The organism is Chloroflexus sp. (genome assembly GCF_034434295.1).
In the GTDB taxonomy this organism is placed as follows: Bacteria; Chloroflexota; Chloroflexia; order Chloroflexales; family Chloroflexaceae; genus Chloroflexus.
In genome coordinates this window covers 100,913-112,416 of record NZ_DAOTZQ010000005.1, presented here as the reverse complement: position 1 = coordinate 112,416, position 11,504 = coordinate 100,913, and the positions used below count along the sequence as shown (strand labels likewise).

The 11,504-nt window shown below is 55.4% G+C and carries 9 protein-coding genes; all 9 read left to right on the top strand.

Annotation, left to right across the window (positions count from 1 at the left end):
* Positions 1-299 precede the first annotated feature (299 nt).
* The 9 genes from VAE57_RS01565 (at position 300) to VAE57_RS01525 (ending at position 11,484) form a co-directional block, all read left to right on the top strand.
* Entirely contained in the window at positions 300-1,109 is an 810-nt protein-coding gene (locus VAE57_RS01565) for an ABC transporter ATP-binding protein (RefSeq protein WP_322820159.1), read from the top strand.
* A 29-nt stretch (positions 1,110-1,138) separates the two neighbouring features.
* Positions 1,139-3,109 (top strand): long-chain fatty acid--CoA ligase, encoded by a 1,971-nt coding sequence (locus VAE57_RS01560; RefSeq protein WP_322820158.1) that lies wholly within the window; start codon positions 1,139-1,141, stop codon positions 3,107-3,109.
* Positions 3,110-3,129: 20 nt separating this feature from the next.
* Complete coding sequence (locus VAE57_RS01555) at positions 3,130-4,011, top strand: branched-chain amino acid ABC transporter permease (RefSeq protein ID WP_322820157.1); 882 nt, start codon at positions 3,130-3,132, stop codon at positions 4,009-4,011.
* A 30-nt stretch (positions 4,012-4,041) separates the two neighbouring features.
* Entirely contained in the window at positions 4,042-5,100 is a 1,059-nt protein-coding gene (locus VAE57_RS01550; protein ID WP_322820156.1) for a branched-chain amino acid ABC transporter permease, read from the top strand.
* Between the two features lie 22 nt (positions 5,101-5,122).
* Positions 5,123-6,331, top strand: coding sequence for an ABC transporter substrate-binding protein (locus VAE57_RS01545; protein ID WP_322820155.1), 1,209 nt, complete (start codon positions 5,123-5,125; stop codon positions 6,329-6,331).
* Between the two features lie 81 nt (positions 6,332-6,412).
* A complete protein-coding gene (locus tag VAE57_RS01540) occupies positions 6,413-7,204 on the top strand; it encodes an ABC transporter ATP-binding protein (RefSeq protein ID WP_322820154.1) in 792 nt (263 codons plus the stop codon).
* Between the two features lie 27 nt (positions 7,205-7,231).
* Complete coding sequence (locus tag VAE57_RS01535; protein ID WP_322820153.1) at positions 7,232-8,452, top strand: phenylacetate--CoA ligase family protein; 1,221 nt, start codon at positions 7,232-7,234, stop codon at positions 8,450-8,452.
* Positions 8,453-8,891: 439 nt separating this feature from the next.
* Positions 8,892-9,920 (top strand): LacI family DNA-binding transcriptional regulator, encoded by a 1,029-nt coding sequence (locus VAE57_RS01530; RefSeq protein WP_322820152.1) that lies wholly within the window; start codon positions 8,892-8,894, stop codon positions 9,918-9,920.
* Between the two features lie 79 nt (positions 9,921-9,999).
* Complete coding sequence (locus tag VAE57_RS01525; RefSeq protein ID WP_322820151.1) at positions 10,000-11,484, top strand: ABC transporter substrate-binding protein; 1,485 nt, start codon at positions 10,000-10,002, stop codon at positions 11,482-11,484.
* Positions 11,485-11,504: the final 20 nt, after the last annotated feature.

The following is an 11,504-nucleotide window of genomic DNA, read 5'->3' as shown; positions in this document are numbered from 1 at the left end:
TGGTCACACAAATTCGGGTGTGTTCGTCAAGATCACAGCGTCAGTCAGGAATGAATGAGGTAACTGCTATCAGACATTTTTGAAACAGGTTCTAGTCTGTTTGATCTTTAAGCCGGTTCTCACCACTGTTCCACAGAGTATTTGCGCGATCTTTCAATCTTCGTTATAATAAGTTTAGAATATTCCCCACCTGATATAAGAGTAGTTAATCGGTCATCGTAGACATATCATAATATAATCTGGTCATTGATTCGGTTTGGCGGTGCGTAGTTGTTTCGTGCATTATCAATGAGGATCGCATGACGCATCGTGATTCGGCAACACTACCGGCGCCCCAAATGGAGATCGATCATGTGGGGCTTAGCTTCGGTGGTGTACGTGCATTATTGTCGGTTACGTTTAACATTTACCCCGGCATGATCCAGGCGATCATCGGCCCGAATGGTGCCGGCAAAACCAGCCTGCTCAATTGCATCAGTGGTCTCTACCGTCCTCAGCAAGGGCACATTCGTTTTGAAGGCCGTAATATCATTGGCCTGCCGCCTCATCAGATTGCTCGCCTCGGCATTGCCCGTTCATTCCAAAACATCGAACTCTTCCGCCATATGACGGTGGTTGACAACCTGATGCTTGGTCGTCACATCCACATGCGCAGCGGTATCTTCAGTGGCGGTTTCTACTGGGGGCGCGCCCAACGGGAAGAGGTTGAGCATCGCGAATTTGTTGAGCAAGTCATTGATCTGCTCGAAATTCAGTCGATCCGCAAGAAGATGGTGGGGACGCTCTCGTATGGCTTGCAAAAGCGGGTCGAGCTGGGGCGAGCGCTGGCGATGAATCCGCGCCTGCTCCTGCTCGACGAACCAATGGCCGGCATGAATAACGAAGAAAAAGAGGATATGGCTCGCTTTATCCTCGATATCAACGAGGAATACGGTACCACGATTGTCCTGATCGAACACGATATGGGTGTGGTGATGGACATCAGTGATCGGGTCGCTGTGCTTGAATTTGGACAACTGATCGCCTATGGCACCCCGGCTGAGGTGCGCAGTGATCCGAAGGTGATCGATGCCTATCTTGGCCGTGAACACGCGATGCCGACAGTATAACCAGGGCGATATACCGGCGGAAACTGGCGATGTCATTATCGGGTGAGACGATGATACAGATACCGGAGACAACTCTACCACGGCTCCTCTTTCAGAACGCGGAACGTTTTGGTGATAAGGTGGCCCTGCGCGAAAAGGATTATGGCATCTGGCAAACGGTAACCTGGCGGCAGTTTGCTGAACACGTGCGTGCCTTCGCAATGGGATTACACGCGCTGGGCGTTCGGCGTGGCGATGTGATTGCCATTCTCGGTGATAACCGTCCTGAATGGTTGTACGCCGAGTTCGCGGCCCAAACCATCGGTGCGATGTCGATTGGGGTCTATCAGGACTCGGTTGCCGAAGAGGTCTACTACATCGTCTCGGCTGCCGGCGCACGGGTGATCGTGGTCGAGGATCAGGAGCAGGTCGATAAGATCATCGAAATCTGGCCGCGGCTGGAAGGGGTGGTGAAGGTTATCTATTACGAACCGAAAGGCATGCGCAATTATCGCCAGCCCTACCTCGCCGATTTTCCGTCTATTGAAGAGCTTGGCCGGACGTATGATCGCGAGCATCCGGGTCTGTTTGAGGCTGAACTCGCTGCCGGTAAACCTGATGACGTAGCCATCCTCTCGACCACCTCCGGTACCACCGGCAAGCCGAAGCTGGCCATGCTGACCCATCGCAACATGATCAGCCAGGGTGCCGGTCTGCTCTCTGTCGATCCGCTCGGCCCTGATGATGAGTTTGTCAGCTTCCTCCCGCTGGCCTGGGTGGGGGAACAGATGGTGACGGTGGCTGCCGGTATGCAGTGTGGCTTTACCATCAACTTCCCGGAATCAGCCAGTACCGTGCAAGAGAATATTCGTGAGATTGGGCCACGGGTGATGTTCTCGCCACCGCGGATTTGGGAGAACATGCTCTCGCAGGTGCAGGTGAAGATTCAGGACTCGACTCCGCTCAAACGGGCGATCTTCGAGTGGGCAATGCGCCAGGGGTACGAGATGGCCGATACCCGCTTCAGCGGGAAACAGCCCGATCTCTGGCTGCGCCTGCGCTATGGGTTGGCGCGCCTGCTGGTCTTTGAGATGCTTAAAGACCATCTTGGCCTGCGCTTCCTCAAACGGGCTTACACTGGCGGTGCCGCGCTCGGCCCTGATGTCTTCCGCTTCTACCACGCGATTGGGGTGAATCTGAAACAGGTGTATGGGCAAACGGAAAGTGCTGGCCTGAGCGTCATCCATCGTGATGGGCAGATTAAGTTTCAAACCGTGGGCACACCGCTGCCAAATACCCAGATTCGGATTGCCGAAAATGGCGAAATTCTAGTCAAAAGCCCCTCTGTCTTTGTTGGATACTATCAAAACCCGGAGGCAACCGCAGAAGCGCTCGAAGATGGCTGGTTGCACAGTGGCGATGCCGGCTATTTTGATGAAGATGGCCATCTGATCGTGATTGATCGAGCCAAAGATGTAATGACGCTTCACGACGGCACCAAATTCTCGCCACAGTTTATTGAGAATAAACTCAAGTTTAGCCCGTACATCAAAGAGGCGGTGGTCTTCGGTGGCGACTGGCCCTTCGTGACTGCGATGATCAATATCGATTTCGCGAATGTCGGTAAATGGGCCGAGAACGCTCAGATTTCCTACACGACGTATACCGATCTGGCGCAGAAGCCGCAGGTGTACGCACTCATCCGCAAAGATGTTGAACGTGCCAATGCCGATTTACCTCCGGCAGCGCGGATTCGCCGCTTTTTGCTGTTGCACAAGGAGCTTGATGCCGATGATGGTGAGCTGACCCGCACCCGTAAGGTGCGCCGTCGCCTGGTCGCCCAACGTTATCAAGAGATTGTCGATGCGCTCTACAGTGATCAGGACGAACTTGAAATCGAGACCACGATCACCTATCAGGATGGGCGAACCGCGCTGATCAAGACGCGCCTGCGGATCGAAGAGATAGCTGATCCAGCGACGACACTGGCAGCATCACCGTCGCGGATGGCAGTTCGTTAGTTAAGGCAACGGAGAGCGGCATGGATCGGTTTATTCAGCTTGCCCTGAGTGGGATTGCAAACGGTGCCATTTTTGCGCTGGTCGCGCTCGGTTTTGTGTTGATCTACAAAAGCAGCGACGTGATCAATTTTGCGCAGGGCGAATTGTTGTTGATCGGTGCCTACCTGACCTACGCTATGGTCGAGCAGTTTGGTCTCTGGTGGCCGGCAGGTGTGGTACTGGCCGTGGTGCTGGCAGCGGTTGCCGGTGTGCTCATCGAGCAGTTGGTGCTGCGCCCAATGATCGGTGAGCCGGCGATTTCGGTCATTATGGTCACCATCGGTCTATCATCGCTGCTGCGGGCGATTGTTGGCGCGATCTGGGGGGTCACGCCACGTCCGGCGCCGCAATTTCTACCCACCGATACGGTCACCATCTTGGGGGCAAATGTTGGCGTGGATCGCCTCTGGGCGTTTTTCCTGGCTATTACGCTCTTCGTGATCTTAACCCTCTTCTTCCGCTATAGCCGTGATGGCATTGCCATGCGTGCGGTAGCCGATGATCAGCAGGCGGCGCTCAGCATGGGCATCAGTGTCAAGAAGGTATGGGCCGTGGCCTGGGCCATTGCAGCAATTACCGCCGCAGTCGGTGGTATTTTGCTGATGAGCATCTTCGGTGGTGTGTCAGGAACTATTGCCCGGGTTGGTTTGATCGTCTTTCCGGTTGTGATCCTCGGTGGCCTCGATAGCATTCCGGGTGCAATTATCGGCGGGCTGATTATCGGACTGTTGCAATCGTTCGCTGGTGGCTATCTGCCTCCCGAATGGGGGGTCGGTGAGGTTGTGCCGTTCATCATCCTCTTGTTTATCCTGCTGGTACGTCCTTACGGCCTCTTCGGACAGCGCATCATCGAGCGGGTGTAGGGGATACAGACTATACAGACAGGATTGCCTATGCAGAGCGGAACATTTCATACCACGTATGCCAGTGATGTCAGTCTGCGCCCCTATTGGCCGCAACGGATTCGGATTGTCCTCGTTCTGGTGGCAGCACTGATCTTTCCCTGGTTTGCCGACCGCTACTGGCTCAATCTAGCCAACACGATTGCCATCGCTGCCATCGGTGCTATCGGCCTGAACATCCTGGTCGGTTACACCGGCCAAATCAGCATCGGGCATGGCGGCTTTCTGGCGGTAGGGGCGTATACCGCCGGTTTGCTGGCCGTGAATCTTGGCACCCCGATGTGGCTGACTATTCCTATCGCCAGTTTTTTCACGGCGGCAGTTGGCGCCTTCTTCGGCCTGCCGTCGCTGCGCCTGAAAGGTTTGTATCTGGCGATTGCCACCCTTGCCTCGCAAGAGATTATCATCTGGCTCCTTACCCACGGTAAACTGCTCGGTATCGGCGAGTCACTTTCGTTACCGCGGGCGACCAATAATCTCTTCGGCCTGCCAATGGAGTGGCTCGGCAACAATGACTTCGCCTTCTACTGGGTGTGCCTCGCCTTTTTGATTCTGACGATCATCTTCGTGAGCAATCTCTTCCGAACCCGTACTGGACGTGCCTTTGTTGCGATCCGCGATCAAGACATTGCGGCCCAGGTGATCGGTGTCGATCTCTTTCGCTATAAACTCCTGGCCTTCGCCACGTCTTCATTCTTCGCCGGTCTGGCCGGTGCACTGACTGCGCACTACCGTGGCGTGATCTCGTGGGAGCGGTTTACGATTGAAACCAGCATTCTCTATCTGGCAATGATTATTATTGGCGGTTTAGGGAGCGTCTCAGGATCAATCTACGGTGCTGCGTTTATGATCCTGCTCCCGGCCTTTCTCTCGAATATGGCCCGCACGCTGAGTGGCATCGTTCCTGACATCAACTCGTATCTGCCGTATATTCAGCAGGGTGCTTTTGGTCTGGCAATCATCCTCTTCCTCATCTTCGAGCCGGAAGGCATCGTTAAGATGTGGCGCAATGTCAAGGATTATTTCCGGCTATGGCCGTTCAGTTATTGAGGTTTGTAGCAAGGAGGATGGCATGCACAGGTGGAAACGCACGTTCGGTTGGTGGATCGCCATGGCGTTGGTCGCCACGATGCTGGCAGCATGTGGCGGCGGCGGTACCGGCGGAGGTGGGGGTGCGAGTAGTGAACCGATCAAGATTGGCGCGATTTTTGACCTGACCGGTGCAACAGCCGACGTAGGAACGCCCTATGCCCGTGGACAGATTGCCTTTATTGATTGGAAGAATGAACAGGGCGGTATCAACGGACGGCGCTTGCAGTTGGTGAGCGAAGACTATTCGTATCAGGTGCCGCGTGCGGAAGAGTTGTATACGCAATTTGTAACCCAGGATAAGGTGCTGGTCTTCTCAGGATGGGGTACCGGTGATACCGAAGCGCTCCGTCCCAAGATTACCGAAGACAAGATTCCGTTTATCTCGGCCTCATACTCGGCGACGCTGGCCAATCCGTCTGAAACGCCCTACAACTTCCTGGTTGCGCCGACCTACTCTGACCAGTTGATCATTGCGATGAAGTGGGCGATTGATGACTGGAAGGCGAAGGGCAATAGCGGTATGCCGAAATTTGCGTATCTGATTAACGATAGCCCCTTTGGGCGTTCGCCACTGGCCGATGGTACAGCCTTTGCCACATCGCAGGGCATTGACACCCCGCAGGAGGTGCCTTCACCCCGCGGTGCAACCGATCTGACGCCACAATTGACCCAGATTCGCGACTACGGTGCCAACTACATCTTCTTGCAGAACGTCTCTAGCCCGGCGGCACTGGCGATCAAGAATGCGAAGAGCCTGGGCTACGACGTGCAATTCGTCTGCCTCAACTGGTGCGCAAACGAGATTTTGATTAAGCAGGCTGGGGCCGACGCTGAAGGTGTTGTTGGTGTGGTGCCCTTCAACTATGAGGCGGAAGGAGCGCGGGTGGCCCTCGATTACGCCCGCCAGAAGAATATTGACTACGGCGGTGCCGACAGCACCTTTGTCCAGGGCTGGACGGCGATGTCGATCCTGGTGGCCGGTATCGAGCGCACACTGGCGGACGGCAAAGAGCTGACCGGCGAGAATATCAAGAATACGCTGGAGACGATGGGGTCTATCGACACCAAAGGGGTAACACTGCCGGTGCAGTTCAGCCCCACCGATCATGCTGGTGTGAAGTCAACCCGTATGTTCCGGGTCGAGAATGGCCGGTGGGTCGCAATTACCGACTTTATCAGTGCGCGGTAAGTTGTCGGTGACCGGTGTGTTGTCTGCTGATGACACACCGGTCATTCATAGCAGGCAATCGCTGCGGTTGCCCTCTTGCATATGCTGACACTCAACAATATTGAAGTTATCTATAACGATGTGGTGCTGGTGCTCAAGGGGTTGTCGCTTGAGGTACCGCAAGGTCAGATTGTAGCCTTGCTCGGCTCCAACGGTGCCGGCAAAAGCACAACCCTCAAAGCCATTTCGGGGCTACTCAAGCCGGAAAACGGTGAAGTGACCGATGGTGAGATTTTGTTTCAGGGCCAGCCGATCCACAAAAAAGATGCTGCCGAGATTGTGCGGATGGGCATCTTTCAGGTGATGGAGGGACGGCGTGTTTTCGAGCATTTGACGGTCGAAGAGAATCTCCGTGCCGGCGCCTATACCCAGTCATTCCGCCGCTTCGCCGACGATCTGGCGCTGGTGTACGACTACTTTCCACGCTTGAAAGAGCGGCGCAATCAGGTTGCCGGATTTCTCAGTGGTGGTGAGCAGCAGATGCTGGCAATTGGGCGGGCACTCATGGCGCATCCCAAACTGATTATGCTCGATGAACCGTCGCTCGGCCTGGCGCCACTGCTGGTTGCCGAAATCTTCGCGATCATCCGACGGATCAACCGCGAGCAAGGAACAACGATTCTTTTGGTTGAGCAAAATGCACGACTGGCACTGGAATCCGCTCATCATGCCTACATTATGGAGAACGGACGGATTGTGCTTGATGGATCGCCAGACGATTTGAAAGATAATGCCGATGTGCGCGAGTTTTATCTTGGCTTAAACGAGATCGGTAGTCGTAAGAGTTACCGCGACGTCAAACACTACAAGCGCCGCAAGCGCTGGCTCTCCTGATCGGGTTATCCATAATATGAGGATGGTATGAATATTGAGGCATTTTACGCTAGTTTTGATCAACGAGTGCGTGAGATTGTTGCGTTTGGCTATGAGCATTCGCCGGCATTCCGTCATCGTATGGACTCTGCCGGCTTGACGCCCTCTGATATTCAGACCACCGCCGATTTGAGCCGGCTGCCGATATTGCGCAAAGAACAACTGGTGGAATTGCAACGTCAAGGTCCACGGTTGGGTGGCATGCTCACGGTGCCCCTATCACGACTGCGCCGCATTTTTCAATCTCCCGGCCCAATCTACGATCCTGAGTCTGATGAACCAGACCCGTGGCGCTGGGCACCAGCGTTTCGGGCCGCCGGTTTTGGCCCTGATGATATTGTGATCAACTGTTTTGGCTATCATCTGACGCCTGCCGGCGTGATGTTTGAAGAGGGTGCGCGGGCGGTTGGTTGTGCGGTCATTCCAGCCGGGGTTGGTAATCAGGCTCAGCAAATCGAGGTGATGGCCCACCTCGGCGTGACTGCCTATGCCGGCCTGCCGAGCTATCTGAAAACCTTGCTCGAACGAGCGGTTGAGGCAGGTTACGATCCGCGCACCTGGCCGCTGAATAAAGCCTTTGTCGCTGCCGAACCGTTACCGCCATCACTGCGGGCGTTGTTTGAAGAGCAGTACGGCATTCTGGTGTATGACGGTTACGGGACTGCTGAGACAGGAAACCTCGGCTACAACGGCCCAGAGCGGCAAGGCTGGCACCTGCCTGACGACGCTCTGGTGCAGATTTGCGACCTGAATACCGGTGAACCGGTACCTCCTGGGCAGACTGGTGAAGTCGTGGTAACGCTCTTCCGCCGCGACTACATCCTGATCCGCTTTGCGGTTGGCGACCTCTCTGCGTTGATGGAGCCAACGACCGCGACCGTCATTCAGACCCCGCGCCTGGTAGGGTGGTTCGGTCGGAGTGGGGAGAGTGTCAAGGTGCGAGGGTTATTTGTTCATCCCCGGCATATTGCCGAGGCGATGCGGCGCACGACCGGCTTGCAGGCGTATCAGGCGGTTGTGGTGCGTGAAAATCACCGCGACGAGCTGATCTGTCGGATTGTACCGACCGTCGATGCCGATCCTGCGCATCTCCGTGATAGTGCCGCGCAGGCGCTCCACGAAGCGCTGAAACTGCATTGTCGAGTAGAGCTGGTTAGTGAACTGCCAGCCGATGCCAAACCGTTCGTCGATCTACGAACCTGGGACTAATCCTGACCGGGTAGTCACGACCCGCTAACCTGCCCGCTCAGGCGCCCGGCACCCCACCCCGCCGCGAGGCAGGGTTTGTACCCGCCGATTGAGCGAACCCGCCGTCCTCTCTCGCCTGGCACCCCACCCCGCCGCGAGGCAACCCCGCAGGGGTGGCCAGGAAGTGAGGCAGGGTTTCAACCCGCCGCCCGATACCCCGCTGGCTTCGCCGACCTGCATCCCCGTCCCTGTCAGGGCGATCTATTCATCGCACCCACCGTTGCATCGCCACAACCCCGACGCTGTAGGGCAGCACACCACCTGCAAACGATGAGTAAACGTATAACTGGAAGCGCTTTCACGGTTTTGTACAAGTGCTTCGCGCTTTTTGAAAAGCCAACCCAACCCTTTTTTGTACTATAGGGTCAGTTGGAAGCGTTCCCAGTGAGTGGTGGCAGATATGCATATCACCCTTGACGAAATTGCCCGGCGGGCCGGAGTCTCGCGATCAACCGCATCACGGGTTCTCAACAATCATCCGCATGTGAACCCGGCAGTGCGCGAGCGGGTCTGGCAGGCTATTCGCGAAACGAACTATCAACCAAACCTTCCTGCACGCTCACTGGCCAGCCGTCGGTCGCAGGTGATTGGGATCATTATTCCGCAGTCGATCCATACCCTGTTCGCCGATCCGTACTTTCCGCTCTTGATCGAAGGCATTGCGTATGTCTGTAATGCGCGGGAATTTTCGATCATGCTAGAGCTGGCGACTAATACAACCGGCAATCCCTACCGTCATATTGGTCGGCGCGGCTTTCTCGATGGTGCGATTGTCGCATCGGCAATCGAAGATGAGTTTCTGACACAATGGCTACAACAAGAAACGCTTCCGGTGGTGTCAGTTGGGCGCATCAGCGCACATCCGGTTATTCCCTATGTTGATGTAGACAATCGTCACGGTGCGCGCATGATGGTTGAGCACCTGATCCGACGAGGTTACCGCCGGATCGCAACCATTACCGGGCCAATGAATATCGTTGCCGGACGAGATCGCTATGCCGGGTATTGTGAAGGGTTGACCGCTGCCGGATTACCGGTACAACCTGAACTCGTCGTCGAGGGTAATTTCAGCGAACAGAGTGGCTTTACGGCGATGCAGATGCTCTTGCAGCTTGATCCGCTGCCCGATGCCGTCTTTGCGGCCAGCGATATGATGGCGCTCGGCGCTTTCAAAGCCTTGCGTGCTGCCGATCTGGTTGTTCCGCGTGATATTGCGTTGACCGGATTCGATGATATTCCGCTCGCCGCAGCAATGACACCGGCGTTAACGACCGTTCGGCAGCCGATCAATGAACTGGGTCAGACCGCTGCCCGGCTCTTACTCGATCACCTGATTGTCGCTTCTCCCGAACCTGCGCCACAGCGGGTTATTCTGCCTACCGAGCTGATCATTCGTGAAAGTTGCATTCGCGACTCGGAAAGGGGGTGAAGATACCGCCACATTGCAAAACTCGTACCCCGACCTGTGTCCAACACAATGGTGTAGTAGTTCCAGAGGAGGAAATGAGATGAAGTCGTTTAAAGTCCTGCTCGTTAGCGTCACATTTATTCTCGCCACGATCCTCAATGCTGCTTGTGGCAGCAGTCCTTCAACCCCCGCCGCCCAGCCAACTACCGCTCCTGCTACTGAACCAACTCAGGCTCCGGCCCCAACGCAGGCGTCTGCTCCTACCCAGGCTGCTACCAGTGGGCGTACCAAAGTGCGCTGGTTTGTTGGTTTGGGAGCCGGTTCAGATGAAGGGGCAATTCCGGCGCAGAACGCTTTTGTTGAGCGCTTCAATGCCAGTCAGGATAAGATTGAACTGGTGATCGAGATTGTTGACAACAACGTTGCGTTCGATACCCTGGCCACCCAGATTGCTGCCGGTAATGCTCCATGTCTCGTCGGCCCGGTGGGTATTCGCGGACGCGACAGTTTCAAGGGTGCCTGGCTTGATCTTCAGCCGTTGATCGACAAGTACAACTACGACCTGAGCGACTTCGATCCCAATCTGGTGAAGTTCTACCAGGTGAAGGAAGAGGGCCAGCTCGGCATTCCGTTCGCGATTTTCCCCTCCTTCATCATCTACAACAAAGACCTGTTTGACGAGGCGGGGTTGCCGTATCCACCTGCCGAACATGGTGCGCCATGGGTTGATGAGAATGGTGTTGAGCATGAATGGAACATGACCACGCTGACCGAACTGGCAAAGAAGCTGACCGTCGATGCCAATGGTAATGATGCCACCTCACCCGATTTTGACCCGGAGAAGATCGTTCAGTTCGGTTGGATGAATCAATGGACTGACCCTCGTGGCATTGGCACCTTCTTCGGAGCCGGTTCGCTGGTCGATGACAATGGCAATGCGCAGATTCCCGACCACTGGAAGGCGGCCTGGAAGTGGACGTATGACGGCTGGTGGAAAGACTGGTTTATTCCGAATGGTCCCTACGGTGGTGCCGATTTCCTGCAAGGCCCTGGTGGCCCCTTCTCGTCGGGCAACCTGGCGATGATCCACATCCATATGTGGTACGTAGCACCATGGGCACTGGGGAATGTTGATTTCGATTGGAATCTGGCGGCCACACCGAGCTATAACGGGACGATTACGGCCAAGATGCACGCCGATACCTTTGGCATCCTGAAGGGCTGCCCGACACCTGATGAAGCCTTCGAGGTATTGACCTACATGCTCAGCAAAGAGCATGTGAGTGAATTGCTCACCATCTATGGCGGTATGCCGGCCCGTCTCTCGCTTCAATCCGACTACTTCACCCAGTACAACCAGACCAGCTTCCCCAACAAGACCGACATTAACTGGGATGTGGTGGTGGAAGCGATGAGCTACGCCGATAATCCGAACCACGAGAGCTGGATGCCCAGCTTCCAGGAGACAACGGATCGCTATAACGAGTTCTGGAACTACCTTGCCAATACACCTGATGCCGATTTCGAGGCTGAAGTAGCTAAACTGCAAGCCGATTTACAGAAGATTTTCGGCGCGGCGAAGTGAGTATTGGTTTCAGACCATCG

Coding starts and splice junctions, on each gene's coding strand:
- VAE57_RS01560 (WP_322820158.1), top strand. CDS start 1,139: ATGTCATTATCGGGTGAGACGATGATACAGATACCGGAGACAACTCTA.
- VAE57_RS01540 (WP_322820154.1), top strand. CDS start 6,413: ATGCTGACACTCAACAATATTGAAGTTATCTATAACGATGTGGTGCTG.
- VAE57_RS01545 (WP_322820155.1), top strand. CDS start 5,123: ATGCACAGGTGGAAACGCACGTTCGGTTGGTGGATCGCCATGGCGTTG.
- VAE57_RS01535 (WP_322820153.1), top strand. CDS start 7,232: ATGAATATTGAGGCATTTTACGCTAGTTTTGATCAACGAGTGCGTGAG.
- VAE57_RS01525 (WP_322820151.1), top strand. CDS start 10,000: ATGAAGTCGTTTAAAGTCCTGCTCGTTAGCGTCACATTTATTCTCGCC.
- VAE57_RS01555 (WP_322820157.1), top strand. CDS start 3,130: ATGGATCGGTTTATTCAGCTTGCCCTGAGTGGGATTGCAAACGGTGCC.
- VAE57_RS01565 (WP_322820159.1), top strand. CDS start 300: ATGACGCATCGTGATTCGGCAACACTACCGGCGCCCCAAATGGAGATC.
- VAE57_RS01550 (WP_322820156.1), top strand. CDS start 4,042: ATGCAGAGCGGAACATTTCATACCACGTATGCCAGTGATGTCAGTCTG.
- VAE57_RS01530 (WP_322820152.1), top strand. CDS start 8,892: ATGCATATCACCCTTGACGAAATTGCCCGGCGGGCCGGAGTCTCGCGA.